Below are 21,138 nucleotides of genomic sequence, written 5' to 3' on the forward strand. Positions count from 1 at the left end.
GGCGTATTCGAAATCGGAAAAGCTCATCTGGCTCATAGGCGGCTCGGATCAGGTGGTCAGGCGTATTTCAGCACATTTGAAAACTTGTTCGGAGATTCCCTAAACGCGCGATTGCGTCGGCCCCATGGGTGGTTGTTTGGGTGTCTGTCTGAAGAACTTCGGTATCGTTCTGAATCGACTTAGATAGACTGATCTGCTCTTGGGTAAATTGAGCGATACCTGCGTTGAGCACATCGATCTGACGAACGGATTTAGCGATGACTTCAAGGGTATGAGTAGCCTCAACGGAACGCTCAATACTCGCTTCAGCTTTTTCCCCGTTGAGCGTCATGACGTTCAAAACACCATTTGCACTGAGTTGCAAACGCTGAATGATCGTTTGAATTTCTGCCGTTGAAATGGCTGTTTTTTGGGCCAAATTGCGCACCTCATCAGCCACCACGGCAAATCCACGACCCTGCTCGCCAGCCCGGGCAGCTTCGATAGCGGCGTTGAGCGCCAGCAAATTTGTTTGTTCAGCAATGCTGCGTATCACTGTTAGTACCGAGCCTACCTGCTGCGTCTCCTCTTCCAGCTGCTGCATCGCTTGCACCGATCCCAAAACACTACCGCCCAAGTCACTGATGCTGGAAGACAAATTATCTATATTCTGCCGTGCAGTTTCTGCTTGTTTGGAGGCAGCGGCCGCCACTTCTGAGGCTTGCTGAGAGCGGTGAGCCACTTCCTGAATGCTTTGCGTCATTGCAGAAATGTCGCGGCTGATAGAGTCGGTGTGGCCTTCTTGCGAGCGTGCGTTTTCTTCAGTGTCCTGGGTCAGGTGATACAAGTCTTTGGACATTTGCTCCAACGGACCGGCAGCATCAATGATTTGCCGCATGGTGACCTGCAACTTATCGAGGAAACTGTTGAAAAGCTTGATCATCACTCCTATTTCGTCGTGTGTTTCGACGTTGACGCGGCGAGTGAGGTCGCCGTCTCCGCTGGCAATAGATCGAAGGGATGTGATCACGCCATGAACGTTGCTCATGACTCGGTGAATCACCATTGCCGAACCAATGCTTACCAATAAAGCCAGGATTATGCTCAGACCATACCCCACTCGAGTGGTCGTAACGTTCTCGGTACGAGTTTTCGATAGGTTGGTATGGAAATCCTCATAGGCGTGGCTACGAAATAAATCCCCTGCTTTTTCCGCTTGATCCAAATCGCTTGCCATACGGTCCAGGCTTGGGCGCAGATCCTCAAAAGCTGCACCTTTTAACAATAGCTCGGTGGCCGAAAATGCATTTTCGGTATAGCGTTTTACGGCGGCAATCCATGCGATCAGTTCTTCATTTCGCGGAGGTTGCTCTTGGGTTAAATTTTGCAGTGCTCGCTGCTTAACACCAATCTCCGCCAGAACTTTTTGCGCATCGTTAAAGGTTCCCATTTCTCCAGCGGAGACCGCGTTATTAAGAAGGCCAGGCACGCGGGAAAATTGGAAAATCACCGCATCGGCATTTTCAAGAGTCGGATAGCTTCGTTCTTCCAGGGTCACGAGCCGGACATCATTATTATCAAGCTGGAGGGCCGTATAGGCTACGAACAGCAGCAAGCCAATAAGCGCCGCAGCTGGCGGCAAAGAGAGCTTAAACATTAACGATATATTTTTGAGCATTAATACAGTTCCCCTTCAGGACGCATCGCAGAGCAGAAGAACAATCAACTTATGTGATTGTTATTAACGCAAGATGGAAAATATGCACGCGTGCGCACCTACACCGCGGCAACACATGGGTGCCCCTTTATCGAGCACCAACAAATATTTTAATATCTCGCAAGCGACGCAGCGATGAGGCCCAGTATTCTGAATCAATACGCCACCGGCTACAGGCTATGGTATTTTTTATTGAGGTTATACACTCCATCCATCGTCTTGGCTCAATGGAGTACTCATCAACAAAAATAAACCCTCGACTCTTCGGCCGCTCTCAATCAAAACCAATAACACCCTTGGTAACCGAGACCAACAATATATATTTAAATGCAGGCACCGAAAACTATGCTTTTAAGCATGGCGACGCTATGTGCTTGGACATTCGGTCGCACGTAGTCATCCAAATGATGGCATACGACAAGGATTATCAGCTTTGATTGCCATCGGCAGCCATAGCTTGACATGCTCCTGTCGATAGCCCTGCATACGAATAAACGATACGGTACTCCATCGAACTATTGTGAACTTGGAAAAACGGCCACTACTTATGCTTTCTTATCAAGAAAACTGAAGCTCATTACTTGCTGCGCCACCAGTGCCAGCAAGTTGGCAGCCGAACCATCGGAACAACTCCCATCATCACTGAATCGAGACTCTAAGGTGTTAAAACCAGCGCCAAATGGTGTCGGCCAACCACGCAGAGCGTGAACGATGGTGCGCAGAGAAGCCAGGGTAGCGCCAGTTGCTTGCCAACCATACGCCGTCACAATCAGTCCTACCGGTCGGCCATGTAGATACGGACGTGTATCCTTAGACGTCTCTTCAAGCAGGTCGAGCGCGTTTTTCACCAAACCTGATACGCCGCCGTGGTAAGCAGGGCTAGCAATAATTAGTCCATCAGCACTACGTACAGCCTCGATCAACTCTCTTTCTGCGTCGCTACGTTCCGAAGCTGGGTCATACATGGAAAGGGAGGCAAGGAAAGGACCGTCAAAAAGTATCGTCCGCGCGCCCTGCTCCTCAGCTGCCTTTAATGCCATGCGCAACGCTCGCTCTGTCGACGAGCCTGGTCGGGTTGTACCGCCAATGCCAATTATCAATTGGGGCGACGCTTCACACATATAGCTATCCCCCGTCTTGGCCGCGTTAGCAGGATCCACATACAGGTTTTGTGTTGCCTCTCTAATTATTTTTTGCATTGTCATCATCCGCTTAGTTAAGATGTAGATATTTATTCAGAAATAGAATCACTCAAACCCGCTCCCCGCGTCAGGAGTAGCGTTACAAATGCTAATTTCATATGAGACAGGCCACTACAAGCAACAGCCACAAGCTCATCGACATTTCATAAGAGTCGTGAACACACGCCCGCAATTCCATTAAGCGCACTGACTGCCAATAAGCATATTTAATTCGCCTACAACAATCCCGCTCGTGACCATTGTTGCGCATACTGCTGAGGCACTTTTAAAATAAACTCAACAGCTTAGCGCTTCAGTCACTAGCAGGAAGCATTGCGATCATGTTTTCTGTTTGTAGTAGGTGTCTTTCTTGACGATAAGCCCGTCTTCAAACTCCCATAGATCGCAGCCGACTATATCGATGTTAGCGCCCCCCGGAGCAGTGCCACGAACACGCCACTCACTGAGTGCTTTGTTGCCAATAATCCAGTTTTTTCCTTCAGTCCACTGAATATCGGGAGAGTCTGCGAACCGTTTGGCGAGTGCAGCTCTGATCGTATCGCGACCACGCAAAGTCGTCCCGACATCCTATTCATTCACTCCTGGTGAAAAACTACGCATGAGAGTTCTGTTGCCTGGTGGCTATTTATTCCAAGCAGGAAACTTATTTTCTCAACAGGAATGCAAGCCTCTTGCCAACTCGGCAATGCGCGCAAAAAAAGGCTGATAAAGGGGAATTTCCGCTCTGCATATGTGAAAATCGTTTTCACTAGGGGAATAATCCTGTCGCAGATAGAGCAGCCATAAATCAAATCGCACATTCCTGGTGCGAATTTAATTTTATTGAACGGAAACCGTGCATACCCGATGAATACGCCCGTAGAACAACAACCGAAGTTGAAGCTTGAGCAATATCTGGGTATCCAAATCAAGCGTCAGCGGCAAGCGCAGGAATTGAAGCTGTCCGATGTTGCGCGCATCGCAGGAATCAGCCAGGGCATGTTGAGTAAAATCGAGAATGCTCAGGTCTCCACCAGTCTGGATAACCTGAGCCGCTTGTGCGACGTGCTTGGCATGCCCATGTCCAAGCTGTTCAGCCAGTACGACCAGCAAGGCAGTAGCGCCCTGCTTGTCAAGCATGACGAAGGACTGGAAGTAGTGCGACGCGGCACCGAGAAGGGCCACACCTACCACCTGCTCAACCACACCCGCGGGCCGAAGAAGAGTTTCGAGGCATACATGGTGACCATGGACGACGCCAGCGAAGAATTTCCGACCTTCTCTCACCCGGGCACGGAGTTCCTGCATCTGCTGGAAGGCGAACTGGTGTATCGCCACGGCAATCAGCTGTATCACATGGAAGCGGGCGACAGCCTGACCTTCGACGGCGACATCCCTCATGGGCCGGAAGAACTGGTGCAGGTGCCGATACGGTTGTTGTCGATCATGAATTACGGCGGTTCAGCGGAATAAAACCTTTCATCGCTACACACCCCATCCCCGGGCAGTCCTGCTTACCGACGATCGCGCCTTCATAATCGCTGTCGCTGGCAAGCCGGCTTGCTACAGCTCAGCGCCGCGCTCCCACAGAGCATAGCCAGTCAATAATTCCCACCAGTTAAAAATGTTTCCAGAAACCTCTGGACGGGTCATTTCCTTTCGCCTATAAAACAGTCTTTGAGAATATTTAATTCCTGATAGGAAATTTTATTCATCCACGAATTACCTGTTCACCCCTGAATTTCTCGCGCTGATCGTTAGCCATTTGCTGAACTGCCGCCATCTTCCAGAGGACATGCCATGCAACACGAAAAGAACCATTTCATTCTCAAGATCAGCTGTCCGGCGACCTCCGGCATCGTTGCGGCGGTCACCTCGTACCTGGCGGGCAACAGCTGCTACATCGGTGAAATGGCGCAGTTCGACGACGAATTCAGCGGCAAATTCTTCATGCGCGCGGTGTTCCGTTTCAACGACGGTCACGCCGGCGACATCGCCCAGCTCAAGGCCGGTTTCGAAGACGTGGCCAAGGCGTTCGATATGCAGTGGGAACTGCACGACACCCGCGCGCCCATGCGTGTGCTGCTCATGGTGAGCAAGTTCGATCACTGCCTCACCGACCTGCTCTACCGCTACCACAAGGGCGAGATGGACATGACCATCACCGCCATCGTTTCCAACCACCTCGACCTGCGCCCCATGGCCGAGCGCGAAGGCATTCGTTTCATCTACCTGCCGGTGACCAAGGACACCAAGGCCCAGCAGGAAGCAGCGCTGATGAGAGTGGTCGACGAGACCGACACCAATCTGGTGGTCCTCGCCCGCTACATGCAGATCCTCTCCGATGACCTCTGCAAGCAACTGTCAGGCCGGGCCATCAACATTCACCACTCGTTCCTCCCTGGTTTCAAAGGTGCCAAGCCTTACCACCAGGCTTACGAGCGCGGCGTGAAGCTGATCGGCGCCACCGCCCATTACGTCACCAGCGACTTGGACGAAGGCCCGATCATCGAACAGGAAGTGCAGCGCGTGGATCACGTGTATCTGCCGGATGATCTCGTCGCCACCGGTCGTGACACCGAAACCGTTGCCTTGTCGAAGGCGGTGAAATACCACCTGGAGCACCGGGTTTTCCTCAATAAGGACAGAACGGTGATCTTCCGGTGAGCACTTCCAAAATAATCGATGGCAAAGCCGCAGCCGCCCGCGTACTCGCCCACGTCAAAGCCGACGTGCAAAACCTGAAACTCGAAGGCATCGAGCCTGCGCTGGCAGTGATTCTGGTGGGTCAGGACCCGGCCAGTCAGGTCTACGTGCGCAACAAGATCCTGCGCGCTGAAGAGGCCGGGATCCGCTCGCTGGAGTACCGCCTGAGCACAGACACCTCCCAAGCGCAGCTGCTCAAGCTGATCGCCGAACTGAACGCAGACGACGGCGTCAACGGCATCCTCCTGCAGTTGCCGCTGCCTGCACACATCGAAGAAACCCGTGTCCTGCAGGCCATCGCGCCGGGCAAGGACGTCGACGGTTTTCACAGCGAAAACGTCGGCGGCCTGAGCCAGGGGCGCGATGTGCTGACGCCCTGCACGCCCAGCGGCTGCATGCGGTTGCTCGAAGACGCCTGCGGTGACCTGAGCGGCAAGCACGCAGTGGTCATCGGCCGCTCGAACATCGTCGGCAAACCCATGGCAGCCCTGCTGCTCAAGGCCCATTGCTCGGTGACCGTGGTGCATTCACGCAGTGTCGACGCCAAGGCTCTGTGTCGTCAGGCCGACATCGTCGTCGCCGCCGTCGGCCGTCCACGGATGATCGACGCCAGCTGGCTCAAGCCAGGTGCAGTGGTCATCGACGTCGGCATCAACCGTATTGAAGAAGACGGCCGCAGCCGCCTGGTGGGTGACGTCGATTTCGACAGCGCCCTGCCCCAGGTTTCGGCGATCACCCCGGTGCCGGGTGGCGTCGGGCCGATGACAATCGCCTTCCTGATGAAAAACACCGTGACCGCTGCCGTTCAGCAGTCCCAATTGCACAGCAGCCCCTTGGAGGCCGTATGCCTTTCAATCTCCTGAAATACGGGCTCAGCTCGGAATACCCGGTCGAGGTCGATCTGCCTGCGCCGAAAGAACTCAAATCCTCCTACGACGTGGTGATCATCGGTGGCGGCGGCCATGGCCTGGCCACCGCGTACTACCTGTCGAAATACCACGGCATCACCAACATCGCGGTGCTGGAAAAAGGCTATCTGGGTGGCGGCAACACGGCGCGAAACACCGCCGTGATCCGCTCCAATTACCTGACCAGCGAAGGCGTGCGTTTCTACGCCGAATCGGTGCGCATGTTCGAAGGCCTCTCCAACGAGTTCGACTTCAACATCATGTATTCGCACCGGGGCCAGCTGACCCTGGCCCACACCGACGCCACTGTGCGTTCGTTTCGTCAGCGCGCCGAGGTCAACAAACACTTCGGAGGTCGCACCGAGATGATCGACCGCCAGCAGATTCGCGAACTGGTGCCGTCGCTCAACCTTGATCCGGGGCACATCCCCGTACTTGCCGGCCTGTGGCACATCGACGGCGCCACGGCGCGGCACGATGCCGTGGCCTGGGGTTACGCCAAGCAGGCGGCCAAGCGTGGCGTGGAGATTCATCAGCTCACTGAAGTTCAGGAACTGGTCATCGAAAACGGCACCATCACGGCGGTTAAAACCAATCGCGGCACCATCAAGTGCGGCTGCGCGGTTCAGGCCGTCGCAGGCATGAGCTCGCAGCTGATGAAGAAGGCCGGGATTCGCTCGCCGATCCAGACCTTCCCGCTGCAAGCCATGGTCACCCAGCCGTTCAAGCCGTTCCTCGACCCGCTGGTGAGTTCGTCCGCCCTGCACTGCTACGTGCAACAGACCAGCCGTGGCGAAGTGGTGTTCGGCGGCGGCTCCGATCCCTACCCGCTGTTCAACACCCGCTCGACACTCGATCTGAAAGAAAGCCTGCTGGCCCACGCCATCGAAATGTTCCCGTTCCTGGCCAACGCCAAGCTGATGCGCCAGTGGGCCGGGATCACCGACATGACCCCGGATTACAGCCCGATCATGGGCCTGTCGCCGGTGAAGAATTACTACCTGGACGCTGGCTGGGGCACTTGGGGTTTCAAGGCCACGCCGATCTGCGGCAAGACTATGGCTGAGCTTGTATCCAGCGGCGGCAAGGTGCCGGAACTGATTAGACCGTTCGGTCTGGAGCGGTTTTCGACCTTCCAGCAAGTCAACGAAATGGGCGCGACAGCGGCCAGTCACTGACCGCCATTGAGTAAGGAGAGAGAGATGAAAATCATGACTTGCCCGCTCAACGGGCCGCGCAATATCAGCGAATTCACCTACGGCGGCGAGTTCAAGCAGATGCCCGATCCTCAGACCTGCAGCGACGCCGAGTGGGCCGATTACGTGTTCAACAGCGAAGACGTTCTGGGTGTGGTTCGCGAATGGTGGATTCACAACCCGTCCAGCTATTGGTTCCTGGCCGAGCGTCACACCGGCAGCGACGAAATCCTGCTCACCTTCGATCCCAAAGAGCTGTTCAGCCAGCGCGTCGAGTTCGTCGTCGCTGCCAAGGAGACCGCCCGATGAGCCGCCTTCCCGCCCCCATGGGTCTGTTAATCGACCGCAGTCAGCCGCTGGATTTCAGTTTCGATGGCAAGCCGTATCAGGGCTTTGCCGGCGACAGCATCGCCAGCGCCCTGCTTGCCAACGGCCGCTTTCTGCTGTCTCGCTCGTTCAAATACCACCGACCACGCGGCCCCCTGACCATGGCCGGGCAAGACGCCAACACGTTGGTGCAGTTGCCCAGCGAGCCCAACGTGCTGGCCGACAGTCACTTGTTGGAAAGCGGCGTGCAGGTCACCGGGCAGAACTTCAACGGCTCGCTGGACAACGACAAGGACGCTTACCTCGGCAAGTTCTCCAAGTTCATGCCGGTGGGCTTTTATTACCGCTCGTTCTACAAGCCGAAGGGCGCGTGGAAACTCTGGGAGCCGATCATTCGCAAGAAGGCCGGCCTGGGCGTGCTCGATCTGAAATTCCAGCCCGAGTATTACGACAAAGCCTATTTGTTCGCTGATCTGGCCGTGATCGGCGCAGGCCCTGCCGGTCTTCAGGCCGCACTGACTGCCGCCAACGCTGGCGCCAAAGTGCTGCTGATTGAGCAACAGCCGGTCCTCGGCGGCTCGCTGACTTACGCCCGCTTCGATCTCGAAGGCACTCGCGCCGAGACCGTGCGCCGTGAACTGGTCAGCGCCGTCGAAGGCCACGCCAACATTCGCGTGTTGAAAAAATCCACTTGCAACGCCTGGTTCACTGACAACTACCTGCCGGTGATTCAGGGCAAGCGCATGTACAAAGTGCGCGCCACGCAATGCCTGATCGCCAGTGGTTCGTTCGACCAGCCGGTGATTTTTCGTAACAACGATTTGCCTGGCGTGATGCTGACCAGTGCCGCGCAACGCCTGATGAAGCTCTACGCAGTCAAGCCGGGCAAGCGCGCTGTGGTGCTGACGGGCAACGATGACGGTTATCTGGCCGCGCTGGACCTGCACGATCAGGGCGTAGAAGTGGCTGCGCTGGTGGACATGCGCAGGAACCCCGCCGACCGCGCACTGCTGCTGGCGCTGGAAAAGCGCGGCATCACCTGCCATCTCGGCAGCACGGTTTTTGAGGCGCTGCACGAAAAAAGCATGCATCACGTCAGCGGCGCCGACATCCGCACGATCACCGGGCAAGGTCAGGTCGCCGGCAGCGGGTTGGTTGTCGATTGCGATCTGCTGTGCATGTCCGGCGGCTACATGCCGGTCTATCAGCTGCTGTGTCAGGCCGGTGGTAAGCTGGCCTACGACGACCAACTGGCGGAGTTCAACCTCAGCGGTCTGCCGAAAAACCTCAGCGTTGCGGGCTCGGCCCACGGCTATCACGCGCTGGACAACGTGCTGGCCGACGCCATTCATGCCGCTGCCGATATCGTCATGGCGCTTGATCTGGATCTGGCCGCCAAGCCGCTGGCGATGCGCCCTGAAGCGCAGGTCAACTTCCCGTGGCCGATCTTCCCGCACCCCAAAGGCAAGGATTTCGTCGATTTCGATGAAGACCTGCAAGTGCGCGACATCATCAACGCCACCAAAATCGGCTACCGCGACGTGCAACTGGTCAAGCGCTACTCCACTGTAGGAATGGGCCCATCCCAGGGGCGTCATTCGGCATTGCCGACAGCGCGACTGGTTGCTGCTTCGACCCAGCGCAGCATCAGCGAAACCGGCGTCACCACAGCTCGTCCGCCCTTTGAGGCCGAGAAGCTGGCCCACGTCGCAGGGCGTGCGTTTGACCCCTACCGGCAGACGCCAATGCACAAACGGCATGTGGAGGCTGGCGCGAAAATGATGCCCGCCGGCATCTGGCAGCGTCCGGCTTATTACGGCAAGACCACCGAGCGTGAGGCATGCATGCAGGCCGAAGCGCTGCGCGTGCGCAACAAGGTCGGCATCATCGACGTATCGACCTTGGGCGGTCTGGACGTGCGCGGTCCGGACGCCGCCGAATTGCTCAACCGCATGTATACCTTCGCCTTCCTCAAGCAGCCGATTGGTCGCTCCCGTTATGCGCTGATGACCAACGAGCACGGCGTGGTCATTGACGATGGCGTGTGCGCACGCTTCGGCGAGCACCATTTTTACGTCACCGCCACCACCAGCGGCGTTGATCGCATCTATCAGCAAATGCTCAAGTGGAACGCACAGTGGCGCCTGAATGTGGACATCGCCAACGTCACGGCGGCGATTTCGGCGGTCAACGTGGCAGGACCGGATTCACGCAAAGTGCTGGAAAAGGTCTGCCAGGATCTGGATCTTTCGGCTGAAGGTTTTCCTTATCTGGGTGTGCGTCAGGGCACTGTGGCGGGGATCAAGGCGCGCTTGCTGCGGGTCGGTTTCGTCGGCGAACTGGGCTATGAAATCCACGTTCCCGCTCGTCACGCATTGAAGCTGTGGGACGCATTGATGGAAGCCGGCAAAGCCTTCGATATCCGCCCGTTCGGCGTCGAAACCCAACGCCTGCTGCGTCTGGAGAAGGGCCACGTGATCATCAGTCAGGACACCGACGGCATGACCCATCCGGGCGAGATCGACATGGGTTGGGCGGTGAGCCGTACCAAGCCGTTCTTCGTAGGCCGCCGCTCGGTGGACATCCTCGAAGCCCAGCCGCAGAAACGCAAACTGGTGGGTTTCACGCTGCCCAAGGCCAGTCCGCAACCGCTGGAAGGCCATCTGGTGCTCAGCGGTCGGGACATCAGCGGCAACGTGACGTCCTGCGAGTACTCGCAATCCCTGGACAAGATCATCGGTCTGGCCTACGCCGCGTTCGATCAAAGCCAGCCAGGGCAGCAGATTTCGATTCGTGTCGAGGACGGCGTGATAGTCCAGGCCACCGTGGTGAAACTGCCTTTCTTCGATCCTGAAAACCAGCGCCAGGAGCTCTGACATGTCGAGCCTCAACACAGAAAGCTACATCGAACCCGCTCCACTTCAGCTCGGCGCTCTACAACAATGTGTGCTGGTCGACCTGACCGAAGTGCCGAGGGTTGGCTTTCGCGGTCAGCAGAGCGCCGATTACTTGCAGGCCCGGGGCTTCAGCCTGCCGGATGCGCCGAACCGGGCGATCACTCAGGCCGATGGCAGCTATGTGGCGCGTCTGTCACAGACTGAATACCTGATCCTCGGCAGTCTTCAGGACCGTGGCGAACGCATCGCCGATGAGGAAGCGCGCTGGGAGCTGGATCACAGCGCCAACTATCTGCTGCCCCGGGAGGACAGCCATGCCTGGCTTCACTTGAGCGGCGTGTCCATCGCCGAGGTCATGGCCAAGCTCTGCGGCGTCGACCTGCGTCCTGCCGCGTTCCCGCCAGGCGCCGTTGCGCAGACCTCTGCAGCGCGCATCAACGTGATCGTGATCAACCTTGGATCGATAGGGCAGCCGGCGTTCCAGATCCTCTTCGACCGCGCGTCGCTTGCGTACTTCAAAGGCGCTGTACTGGATGCCATGGCCGAATTCGATGGGCAGGAGCTGAAGATAGAGACACTTCAGTGAGCTCTATCCCTGCAGCAACTCCGTTTGCCGGCAGTGGCGATTTCAATGATGTGACCGCCTGCAAACCATGGAGCCACAGATAGTAGAAAGGTCGTTATCAAGGAGTATCCATGAACATAGCGGAAGTGTCCGCCAAGGAAGCCGACTACAGCGTCCCCGCCCTCGCCCGCGGGCTCAGCGTACTGGGCATGTTCAACGCCCACACACGCAACCTGAGCCTGCAGGATATCGCCGAGCGTCTGGGCGTTAGTAACTCGGCGGTTTACCGCATTCTGTTCACGTTAACCAGCATGGGTTACCTGAACAAGCAGAACACCCAGTACGAACTCGGCGCACGGGTAATAAGCGATGGCTTCAGTTATCTGGCCAGTCGCGACCTAGTCGAAGTAGCGATGCCGCACCTGAACGAACTGCGTGATCGCACCTCTTTGTCCTGCCACCTGAGCATTCGCGAGCAGACCGATAGCCTGTACCTGTATCGGGCGTTTGCCGCGCAAAGGCTTTCCGTAAACATCCCAGTGGGTACGCGCATCGCCTGTCATTGCACGGCCATGGGCCGCATGCTCCTTACCTCATTGAGTGAAATAGAGCTAGGGCAGTTATACCAGCTTGTCCGGCTGGACGATTATCCAGCACCCGCACCGCGTACGTTGCTTGAACTACAAAATTTGATTAGCGAAGACCGAGACAGGGGCTGGGTATTGCACCGATCCGATTACTCAACCGCAATTGCCGCGCCGATCAGAGATCATAACGGACACGTCGTGGCCGCCATCAATCTTTCCGGCCCTGATGCTGTGATGGATTCTGAGGACGTTAAAGAGCAATTTCGAGCATTACTACTGGCAAGCAGTGTGAGCATTAGTAACGAACTAGGTTATTCCAATCCATTGGGCTAGATGAAAATAGCTACTGTTTGGCGCCCCGTTAATACCTGCGCTCCACTCTCATCCCAGACATCTAAGCTTTGAAAAGAGTAACCGTTACCGGCTTTTAGGCTAAATGTACGTATCAAAAACCAATCACCTACAGTTGAAGGGTTTGGTAAATCGAACGCCCAAGAAACAGTGCTAAACAACGCGGGCGTATCAAAACAAGCACTAACACCCGGCGGCACGCAGTCAGCGAGTGCAATCAACGCGACAGTGGCGTCGACGCCTTCGGCGTCAACATGTCTAGCCCAGACAATTAACTCTGGTATCGCTGCACCTGAAAACGGTAACGCACCGCCTGCCGGACGAAATTCAAAATTGTGAGCGCAAGGAGGAGCATTATGGTCCAACACTAAAACTGGGTAGATATGCGGACCGCCTACATCAGGCATTCGCGTAAAATCGTGGATAATCTTACTCACTCGGGGGCGAGCAAACTGCATGACCATATGTAGAATATGTCTATCTTCAGAAACAGTGTCTGCCGCCATTGAGATCAGCGACTTCCCCTCATACAAGTGTTTCGCGCTGAACGTCTGAGATGCAGAGCAAGGACTCAAAAAGGACACATGCGCAGATACCAGTGCGGGCAGCTGCGCTGGAGCCTCTAACATCGCTATGTGCAATGAAAGCGCGGCGGACAAGCCACCATAAACCGTTCGTCCTTGAAGCCAGTCTGATGGGGGAGGAAACGGTTCGGTTGCTTTAAACTGCTGAAAAATCTGGGTTAACGAACTCATTGCATTCCCCGATCAGATATATTGGGAATTTGAAGGATTGACCTTCAAAATTTACAAAGACCATCAAGCCTAAAGCGTTAAGCTTATTAGGACTCTGAGAGATTGCTGTGGCTATGTGACCGGTTGATTACACGAGCAAACAAGAGTGCAGTTGGACGACAGGCGGTATTTACTGCGGTATGTTAGGCTTACCATCGGCGTGCAATCCACGGCGACGGAAGCTGGCCATTATGATGATCGCGATCGGATTTCAGAAAAGTACAAAAACTACCTGGCACACCTCACCGAACATAAAAGTTATCTAATTTTTTTACAATCGGCGCTGACCCAGTTCAGGCCAGCACCATACTATCTATACAATCCCCTTATTACGAGCTCCCTCGCCCCCTCACTTAATCACGACAGGGTTCACCGGAGCCCCGCTTCCGTCTACAACTTTTAAAAGTGCTGCTGTATACAAAAACGTCCATTGCACATCACGCGCATAATCTCCAGCGAATGCATCCAGCGCGATGATCTCGCTGAATGTCACGCCTAGGTTTCGCATAAGTGCATTATGCAGAGGTAATTGGACGCCGCTCACCGGATCGACAGTAACTTCGCTGGCTATTGTATCGGTTACAAGGTTAGGAATTTCCATTTCATGAAACCAATGGACCAGCTCTGGGCTGAAGCTGAGGCCAGGTTCTAAAAAATCTTCATAAAACTCTTCCGCTGAAACTTTATAAAACCTACCAATCCATCCAGTCCGGATAAGAAAAATATCGTGCTTCTGGATCTCAACCCCCTGAGCCTTGGCGGCAGCTATGAGATCAATATGGTTGAATATTTCACCTCGGTCCATATTCCTTGACGCGGAGTCTGCCCATATCGATCAAAATACCACGGCCAACATCAACTGCCGAGCGAGCGGAAATTGTTCGAACAGTTCTCCGTTTGCCGAGCTGTGGTGCGTGAAGCGCTGTCGCAACTCAAATTTGAAGACCTGATTACAATGCAACGGGGCAAAGGTGCCTTTGTCGCCAAGCGTGGAGAGCGGCACGCTTTTAGGCTGAGCGAGGTCTCGTTGGGCGAAGAAAACTCGCTCCTGCACATCTTGGAGTTTTTGATCACCCATCGACGTAGCCGCCACTCGTCTAGCGGCAACACGTCACACCGTCGAGGACCTCAAAGGATTCGCCAAGCCCTGATTGGGATGGAATATGCGATTGTCAATGATCGCCTGGGCGACGAGTAGGACTATGCGTGTCACCAGGCCATCTTTGCAGCGCCCCCCCACTTTAAAGCGCTGAATGAGTATCTGGATCATAGTGTCCGTCGTCTTATACGCGAGGCACGAAGCAACAATGCCACAAACTACCATGAGCTTGTCGAGGACGTACAAAACGAACGCCATGCAATTTTTTGGCGATTCAAGCTCGATACTCAGCGAAGGTAGGCGAGCCGGCAGAGCGGCATCTGCGTAATGCAGGTAAACGAATGAACATGTACATCGAAGAATGGCACTTGAGTCTTCTGTTCACCCCATCCTCTATCGGGCGGCTTGACACCCGAGCGCAAGACGAAGGCCAGCGCTTATAATCGAAGCAGATATACACACTGGAGCGCAACGAACGCCAACTAGGCGGCGCAAGCAGCTGATCAATACCACACCATACAGCCTCTCTCGCGCCCGTTACCTCATACCTCCGATAGAGGGCCGGGCATTTATTGCAAGGGTCTGCCCAACGGAGACAAAAACTGCGTTGCTTCTACGGAAAATCTAGCAGCAAGTGTCAACGCGTGTGAACTTCGACTGTAATTGCCGAAAAACTCTTTTATTCCACCTGAGTCTGCCCACAGCAGCATCGCCTTCTGCTGGCCGGTCACCCCATCCACTGCTTCCAACTCAACAGCTAAAGCGCCGTTGAGTAATGGACCAATAGCGAGGGAGGTGAGCGTGTTCAGCACCGGAGAGGCTTCCGTGATACGCGTAATGCGTACTTTGACATGTAGGATAGGTTCAGTAACCCCCTCCCCGCCTGACAGGTAGAACTGTTTCTGCATTTCACTATTGAGCTTGTCCTGCAACACACCGAGAACTTCTGCGCCTACGTCAGGGGAAATTTCTTCTGATACGGCTGGAGAAATCAGAACCGGCTCAATTATCGCAAACCTATATCGGCCAAAGTCCCCAGGTTGGGGAGGGATCGACATGACATTTTCCCCGCTTGACACCAACCCCTGATAGGACTGCGCCTGATCAGACCTAACTGGGGTATGCGATGCACACCCACTTATGCTGCCAATGACGACCGCTAACACAACACTAAACCGCAACTGACAGGCTGCCATCGAAGGGCGGCTTGGCGGCACAAAAATTGTCCTATTAAAAAACTTCATTCCAGACACCAGCATAATCTTCGCTTCCTTTTGCACGCATGGGAGTGCCCATGCTAGGGCTAACTTTGATTAGTCAATAACGTCAGTGACGGCCTTTCATGATGAAGTCAACTATATTAAACTCAGAAATTTTCTGAGCAGTTGAACATAGAAGAGTCATCCGACAAGAATAGTTAAATCAAGTGGACGATGACGCGGAAGAACATCAGATCAAATTACGCCCTTACTTTCCAATATCAAAAAGAAAACTCAAAAATGATTGCCGCCGATGCCTATCGCTAAAAAGCGTGACTATAAAAAAGTGAAAATGATTCAATTCCGTCATTCGGCTCTTTGATACCTGCGTTTGAGTAATGAATAACCCGGGCACCCACTCGCTGTGTGTCCCCTATCTTCAATCCTGCGCCTAACCGGTCCTCGAAATTGAAAGCGGATCCAAGCTCTCTGTCACCGGCACTGCCGCCGGAAAAAACCGCAACTCCCACGCCCAACTCTATGAAGGGCTTAACATATGAAGCGCCAAACTCGTAGACAAAAACGGGAGCAAAAGAGAGCGAATGTCGCGCGCCGGCTTTTTTGCCAGACTCCCAATAGGTATACCCGTAGTCCCAATACCCCGTCAGCTTACCCGTCGAGCTTTGGAACCACGACTTATCCCAAGCCATCCCCACGCCTGCTCGAGCGGTTAGGCCACCCTGACTGGTCGATCCAATGGCAGAAGAAAACTCAATCGCTTGAGCGCCAAAAGATAAGGGTAAGAGTGCAAGAGCACCCAAGATGATTTTTTTCATATAAATACCTGCTCGTAATCAACATTATGAGTGAGCGTTGCGAAAGGCCCAACTGTTAGAAAATAGGAATGACTCTAACAAGCGGCCTTAGGGGAGCAATCCCGCTCCATGACACTCCCCACGAGATGAACTAACAGCTTTTGCAGATCAATCAGCTGGCGTGCTGCGCTCCGAGTTCGATTAACAACACTCCGCCGACGATGAAGATAATCCCTAACCCCATTAGCTTCGTCAGTGGATCCTTGAAAAGTAGCTTTGCAACAATTGCCGTCAGCGCCACGCCGCTTGCAGACCAGACTCCGTAGGCCACCCCAATACTCACCCCCTCAGCGAGGGTTAAGCTCAGCAACGAAAAGGCAATCAGATAGGATGCCGCGACGGGCAAAATCCAGATTTTGCGGCGAAAACCATCCGAAGCACGCATGGACAGTGTTCCGCAGACTTCAAACAAAATCGCGCCGATCAAATAGACCCAACTCATCGTGTCTGCTCCATTTTCCCATGCGCCGCACCTGCGCCTATTTCGACCAACCATACGCCCGCAATGATGCAAGCGATCCCCAGGCCCATGATCCAACTCAGGGAATCATCGAAAATAACGTGTGCCATTACCGCTGTAAGCGCAACGCCACAAGCCGCCCAAATGCCGTAGGCCACTCCAATAGCCATGCCCTTACGTAGAACCATCGATAGCGATACGAAGGCGCCCACGTACCCGCAGACGACGACAACGAACCATTGAGGGTTATCCATAGCGGCTCGAAGTGAGAGCGTCGCCACGACTTCGAGCCCTATGGCTGCGAAAAGCCAAATCCACTTTTTCATTAGGTTTCCTCTTAAGTGCCTAAGTATTAGTCTGCCCCAGCCAGAGCTGCTAGAGAGGCATTGATTTGACAACCAGCATTCGAGTCCGCCATCCAATGCGTCGCCGTACCCACGATACGACTGCCGAGTTCTTTAACTATTCGTTGGTGAGCCAGCACTAAGGCCTCTATTCCAGTACCGGCGCCCCGACGAATCACCGAGCCGCAGGTCAGGCTTCGATGAGCACCATCAATGCCAGTGCGTCTTAGGCTCCAGGCGGCCTCAACCAATGAGTAACGACCCGGGACCGACTCAAAACGGCGTACGTCAACCTGGAGAGAAACATGGGGCAAGCCAGGCTCGCGCGCAAGCCCTGCCCCGTCGACGCGGCCCATTTGCAGCCTTAACTCATGACTTAACGCCACTCTCACCTCATCTGCCAAGGGCGCGGCCCAGTGCTCCGTTTCAAGTATCCGCATACTGCTCTCACCTTGACGAACAACGATCTGAGGCTGATCAACCTGAACGGGTACATTGACCGTCGTAAGTGAATATTGAAATGGCACGGCGGCGTTGGCGTTGGCGGAATCTGTAGCAGGAAGCAAGGTGTAATAGCGAGTGGGCGCAGAACTGCAAGCGGCCAATACCAGAAACGCCGCGAACCAACAGAAACGTATGTTCACTTGGAAGACTCCGCCGGTTGAGCTGATGAGGCAGACGTACTCGAACGAAAGCTATCGGGTTCGCCTTCCTTTACTCTGCCGCGAATCAGCGCTTCGGGGTGTCGGCTCAAAAGATCACTGAGTACGCGCACTGATCGAGCGGAACGCTGGACTTCATCCATGACTTGGCCAAATTGCTGGCGCTGTGGTGAGTCTTCAGCAAAACTTTCATTGACTACCGACAGTGTCTTTTGAGTCTGCCCCAAAGCATCCCGCATTTGCGGAAGGACTTGCCCGTTAACTTGCTGCAACGTCTTACGCATTTCGACCAAGTTGGCATTGAGGTTATCCGCAATACGTTCGACCGGAATTTTGCTCAATTTTTCCACAATCCGCTGCACCTGATCCTGCAACTTGTCTAAACTCCCGGGGATCGTAGGCATTTCCATAGGTCTGGCCGCAAGGTTAAAAGGTACAGGTTGGGCATGAGGGACGAAATCAAAAGAGACATAAAGCTGCCCCGTCAGCAAGTTTGCCGTTTTGACCTGAGCGCGCAGCCCCTCTTTGACAAAGATCGATATCAGCTGGGCTGATTTTTTACCATCTTCATCATGACCAGCATCATAGGCTGTCAGTATTTGTTCATAGGCCTGGCCCAAGCGCTGGGGATAAATGACCGCACCGACCACGACTGCAAAGTTATTAGTCGAACGGTTGAAGTCCAAATCGGTTGACACCACCTTGCCGATATTTACCCCTAGAAACTCCACCGGGGCATTGATCGCCAAGCCGCGCATTGACTGATCAAAATGCATACGAATGAAAAACGGTTCACCATCAGGCGGTGCCAAAGCTGTCGCCTGATCTTTAAAGAGTGGAAACGCGCCGCGCTCGTCTGCTGCCTTCGCATCATTCCCATAGGGCGGCTCCATAAACGCAATGCCGCCCGACACGATCGAGGCGACTGACTGAGTATTAACCTTCAGCCCATCCGCTCCAAAGCTGACGTCCACACCGCTGGCGTTCCAGAAACGAGTGCCTGTGGTGATAAAGGCATCATTCGGAGCAGTCACGAAAATTTCGATTTCTACGCCCTTACCGTCGGCGGATAACTGATATGAAACGACCTGTCCAACTTCGATGCGACGGTAATAGACAGGCGAACCAACATCCAATGAGCCAAGGTCATCTGCACTCAATGTATAGCGCTTGCCTTTCTGTCCATAGGTAATTGGCGGTGGACTTTCCAAACCCTTAAAAACGATTCTAGTGTCATGGGACTCGCCAGGGTCAGCTCCGATGAAGGCGCCAGACAAAAGCGTATCCACGCCTGAAATACCTTGCGCGCCGATTCGAGGGCGAACCACCCAAAAACGTGAATCCTGAGCCGTAAACGCCTTGGCGGCTTGGTCTAACTGAATAGTTGCCACCGCGTGGTCACGATCGTCGCTCAAGGTAATGTCGGAGACTTGCCCAATTACAACATTTTTGTATTTGACCTGTGTTTTTCCAGCAACCAAGCCTTCAGCACTGAGAAAGGTCACTTTTATTTCAGGCCCCTTTGACAGGATGCTGTGCGCCGCCATCGATAAGCCAATTAATGCCGCCACTATGGGTAGTAACCAAACCAACGAGACCCCCTTACTTCGATCCTTTACACCCGGCGCTTCAGGCTTTCGTTGAGTTTTGACATTAAATTGATCAGACATCTTCAACCTCAGCATCCCAGATAAGACGGGGATCGAAACTCATAGAGGCCATCATGGTGAAGACCACGACAAGGCCGAAAAAAACAATCCCAATTCGTGGCTCGATATTGCTCAGCATTTGAAACTGCACCAGTGCGGCAAGCAAAGCGACGACCAGCACGTCAAGCATCGACCAGTAGCCAATGCGCTCTACGACGCGATAGAGACGAGCGCGCTCCAAGGTGCGCCATCGGCTACGTCGTTGGGTGCTCATGAGTAACACGAACATAATCAGAAACTTCATACAGGGCACTACAACGCTGGCTATAAAAATGAGCGCCGCGATGTCCCATGCCCCGCCCTTCCAAAGTTCGAGCACACCACTCATGATCGTACTCTCGCGGCCATTACCGACAATATCGGTGCGCATCACCGGCAACAAATTGGCGGGCACATAACATAGCAAGCCCGTTATAAGAAGTGACCAGGTTCTAACAAGGCTATTGGGTTTGCGTCTATGCAATGTCGCGCCACAGCGCGAACAAATTAATGCATCACTGGAACTTGCCTTCTTACAGGTGTGACAGAGAACCAGTTGCAACTCTGAAGCAATTGGCGGACGTTGAATCGTCATACGTCCTTTGCCTCATCCCATAGCCGTTGCATACTTTTGCTGGTGACAATGATGCTCACAATACAGAGTAATACTAATGCAACCAGACCCATACCTGGGCGCACATCTAACAGCCCGCTTAGTTTAATGATGGCGACCAAAATACCGAGCAGACATACTTCCAGCATGCTCCAGGGCTTCAACTTCACTAAAAGCCGCATACACCCCTTAAACCCCGGTGCACGCCTACCCTGGTAGGCAAATCCAAGTAACCAGCACAAGAGACCAATTTGCAGCCCTGGGGCTAGTATGATGCATACACCTGCTACGAAGGCAATTGGCGTAATATCTCCTCGTGCAAGCGCCCATACGGATGACCACAATGTTGCTTGATTACCCGCACCCTGAAAACTTATATCGATTACGGGAAAAACATTAGCAAATACGAACAAAAGCGCGCTGGCTATCGAGATTGCAAACAACTGCTCAATCGTCAGCGCTGAACCTTGCTGGAGCACACCATCGCAACGCGTGCAAATGGATGTCTGACCTGGCTTCAGCGGCAAGGATTCGAAGACTGAATCGCAGTGCTCACAGATAATCCAGTCATCACACTGATGCATAAGAGTGTTCCTAAACGTTGTTCCGGCAGTCAGTTCGATTAATACGCAAGCGCAGAAAGCGGACTTAGACATGCTCACTGACTTGAATAAAAAGTGCACACCAACATAAACCACGCCGGCACACCATTAAGCATTCGGAACAAGGCTACACGCTGTTTTTCAATAAACGATTTGGAAAATATCAAGATTTGATCAAGATGCTATTCGGACGTTAATCGGATCCTGATTTCGTCGCTTCGAGTACGCTTTGCCGGCCAAGGACCGAGAATCCTGCTACCCACCTTCAGCGCTGTCAGGACGCACTCGAGAGCCGCGCTTATACTCGTCACAGCCTCAATAATTCACCGAGCAGGAAGGTTAGGCAATCTCAAGCATGCTATTGGCACATTGCTGTTGCTTGATTAAT

General features: G+C 54.1%; 21 protein-coding genes and 1 pseudogene. 9 read left to right on the forward strand and 13 right to left on the reverse strand.

Annotated features, from left to right (window positions below):
* Window positions 1-67 precede the first annotated feature (67 nt).
* The 3 genes from ACZRMS_RS23595 to ACZRMS_RS23605 all read right to left on the reverse strand — a co-directional run bounded on the left by ACZRMS_RS23595 (window position 68) and on the right by ACZRMS_RS23605 (window position 3,450).
* The gene (locus tag ACZRMS_RS23595; protein WP_326427865.1) at window positions 68-1,657 is read right to left on the reverse strand and encodes a methyl-accepting chemotaxis protein; all 1,590 of its coding nucleotides are present in this window, start codon (window positions 1,655-1,657) and stop codon (window positions 68-70) included.
* A 584-nt stretch (window positions 1,658-2,241) separates the two neighbouring features.
* Window positions 2,242-2,895, reverse strand: a complete 654-nt coding sequence (locus ACZRMS_RS23600) for an NADPH-dependent FMN reductase (protein WP_229752097.1) — start codon at window positions 2,893-2,895, stop codon at window positions 2,242-2,244.
* 321 nt (window positions 2,896-3,216) lie between these two features.
* Entirely contained in the window at window positions 3,217-3,450 is a 234-nt protein-coding gene (locus ACZRMS_RS23605; RefSeq protein ID WP_096143102.1) for a nuclear transport factor 2 family protein, read from the reverse strand.
* A gap of 294 nt (window positions 3,451-3,744) precedes the next feature.
* Here ACZRMS_RS23605 and ACZRMS_RS23610 point away from each other — a divergent pair, with 294 nt between their 5' ends.
* The 8 genes from ACZRMS_RS23610 (at window position 3,745) to ACZRMS_RS23645 (ending at window position 12,396) form a co-directional block, all read left to right on the forward strand.
* A complete protein-coding gene (locus tag ACZRMS_RS23610) occupies window positions 3,745-4,350 on the forward strand; it encodes a helix-turn-helix domain-containing protein (RefSeq protein ID WP_096143101.1) in 606 nt (201 codons plus the stop codon).
* A 327-nt stretch (window positions 4,351-4,677) separates the two neighbouring features.
* The gene (gene purU / locus ACZRMS_RS23615; RefSeq protein ID WP_096143100.1) at window positions 4,678-5,544 is read left to right on the forward strand and encodes a formyltetrahydrofolate deformylase; all 867 of its coding nucleotides are present in this window, start codon (window positions 4,678-4,680) and stop codon (window positions 5,542-5,544) included.
* Window positions 5,541-6,446: a bifunctional methylenetetrahydrofolate dehydrogenase/methenyltetrahydrofolate cyclohydrolase FolD gene (gene folD, locus ACZRMS_RS23620; RefSeq protein ID WP_096143099.1), complete on the forward strand. Its 906-nt coding sequence runs from the start codon at window positions 5,541-5,543 to the stop codon at window positions 6,444-6,446. Before purU ends, folD begins: the two co-directional genes overlap by 4 nt.
* Entirely contained in the window at window positions 6,428-7,669 is a 1,242-nt protein-coding gene (locus ACZRMS_RS23625; protein WP_096143098.1) for an FAD-dependent oxidoreductase, read from the forward strand. Before folD ends, ACZRMS_RS23625 begins: the two co-directional genes overlap by 19 nt.
* 24 nt (window positions 7,670-7,693) lie before the next feature.
* Window positions 7,694-7,996, forward strand: coding sequence for a sarcosine oxidase subunit delta (locus tag ACZRMS_RS23630; RefSeq protein WP_096143097.1), 303 nt, complete (start codon window positions 7,694-7,696; stop codon window positions 7,994-7,996).
* Complete coding sequence (locus tag ACZRMS_RS23635) at window positions 7,993-10,890, forward strand: 2Fe-2S iron-sulfur cluster-binding protein (protein WP_096143096.1); 2,898 nt, start codon at window positions 7,993-7,995, stop codon at window positions 10,888-10,890. The genes ACZRMS_RS23630 and ACZRMS_RS23635 overlap by 4 nt, the downstream gene beginning before the upstream one ends.
* 1 nt (window position 10,891) lies before the next feature.
* Window positions 10,892-11,497: a sarcosine oxidase subunit gamma gene (locus ACZRMS_RS23640; protein ID WP_096143095.1), complete on the forward strand. Its 606-nt coding sequence runs from the start codon at window positions 10,892-10,894 to the stop codon at window positions 11,495-11,497.
* Between the two features lie 110 nt (window positions 11,498-11,607).
* Window positions 11,608-12,396, forward strand: coding sequence for an IclR family transcriptional regulator (locus ACZRMS_RS23645; RefSeq protein WP_096143094.1), 789 nt, complete (start codon window positions 11,608-11,610; stop codon window positions 12,394-12,396).
* Here the strand turns inward: ACZRMS_RS23645 and ACZRMS_RS23650 are convergent.
* On the reverse strand, window positions 12,393-13,169 hold the full coding sequence (locus ACZRMS_RS23650; RefSeq protein WP_096143093.1) for an acyl-CoA thioesterase: 777 nt from the start codon (window positions 13,167-13,169) through the stop codon (window positions 12,393-12,395). The two genes, ACZRMS_RS23645 and ACZRMS_RS23650, sit on opposite strands and share 4 nt — an antisense overlap.
* A 388-nt stretch (window positions 13,170-13,557) precedes the next feature.
* A pseudogene (locus ACZRMS_RS23655) lies at window positions 13,558-14,062 on the reverse strand (cyclase family protein); the annotation flags it as partial.
* Window positions 14,063-14,118: 56 nt separating this feature from the next.
* On the opposite strand from ACZRMS_RS23655, the gene ACZRMS_RS23660 reads away from it, so the two are divergent.
* Window positions 14,119-14,406: a hypothetical protein gene (locus ACZRMS_RS23660; protein WP_369682858.1), complete on the forward strand. Its 288-nt coding sequence runs from the start codon at window positions 14,119-14,121 to the stop codon at window positions 14,404-14,406.
* Between the two features lie 470 nt (window positions 14,407-14,876).
* Here ACZRMS_RS23660 and ACZRMS_RS23665 read toward each other — a convergent pair whose 3' ends face one another.
* From ACZRMS_RS23665 to ACZRMS_RS23700, 8 genes are all read right to left on the reverse strand, one after another.
* Complete coding sequence (locus ACZRMS_RS23665) at window positions 14,877-15,566, reverse strand: DUF3313 family protein (protein ID WP_096143092.1); 690 nt, start codon at window positions 15,564-15,566, stop codon at window positions 14,877-14,879.
* Between the two features lie 263 nt (window positions 15,567-15,829).
* On the reverse strand, window positions 15,830-16,342 hold the full coding sequence (locus ACZRMS_RS23670; RefSeq protein ID WP_096143091.1) for an acyloxyacyl hydrolase: 513 nt from the start codon (window positions 16,340-16,342) through the stop codon (window positions 15,830-15,832).
* A gap of 151 nt (window positions 16,343-16,493) precedes the next feature.
* A complete protein-coding gene (locus tag ACZRMS_RS23675; protein WP_096143090.1) occupies window positions 16,494-16,823 on the reverse strand; it encodes a DMT family transporter in 330 nt (109 codons plus the stop codon).
* Window positions 16,820-17,167 carry a DMT family transporter gene (locus ACZRMS_RS23680; protein ID WP_096143089.1) on the reverse strand — a complete coding sequence of 116 codons (348 nt, stop codon included), beginning with the start codon at window positions 17,165-17,167 and terminating at the stop codon, window positions 16,820-16,822. The genes ACZRMS_RS23675 and ACZRMS_RS23680 overlap by 4 nt, the downstream gene beginning before the upstream one ends.
* Window positions 17,168-17,193: 26 nt before the next feature.
* Window positions 17,194-17,829: a PqiC family protein gene (locus tag ACZRMS_RS23685; protein ID WP_096143088.1), complete on the reverse strand. Its 636-nt coding sequence runs from the start codon at window positions 17,827-17,829 to the stop codon at window positions 17,194-17,196.
* On the reverse strand, window positions 17,826-19,517 hold the full coding sequence (locus ACZRMS_RS23690) for a PqiB family protein (protein WP_096143124.1): 1,692 nt from the start codon (window positions 19,515-19,517) through the stop codon (window positions 17,826-17,828). Before ACZRMS_RS23690 ends, ACZRMS_RS23685 begins: the two co-directional genes overlap by 4 nt.
* Window positions 19,510-20,130, reverse strand: a complete 621-nt coding sequence (locus ACZRMS_RS23695) for a paraquat-inducible protein A (RefSeq protein ID WP_153332630.1) — start codon at window positions 20,128-20,130, stop codon at window positions 19,510-19,512. Before ACZRMS_RS23695 ends, ACZRMS_RS23690 begins: the two co-directional genes overlap by 8 nt.
* On the reverse strand, window positions 20,127-20,732 hold the full coding sequence (locus ACZRMS_RS23700) for a paraquat-inducible protein A (protein WP_096143087.1): 606 nt from the start codon (window positions 20,730-20,732) through the stop codon (window positions 20,127-20,129). The genes ACZRMS_RS23695 and ACZRMS_RS23700 overlap by 4 nt, the downstream gene beginning before the upstream one ends.
* Between the last annotated feature and the right edge of the window lie 406 nt (window positions 20,733-21,138).

The sequence above is a fragment of the Pseudomonas sp. B424 genome (genome assembly GCF_055408345.1).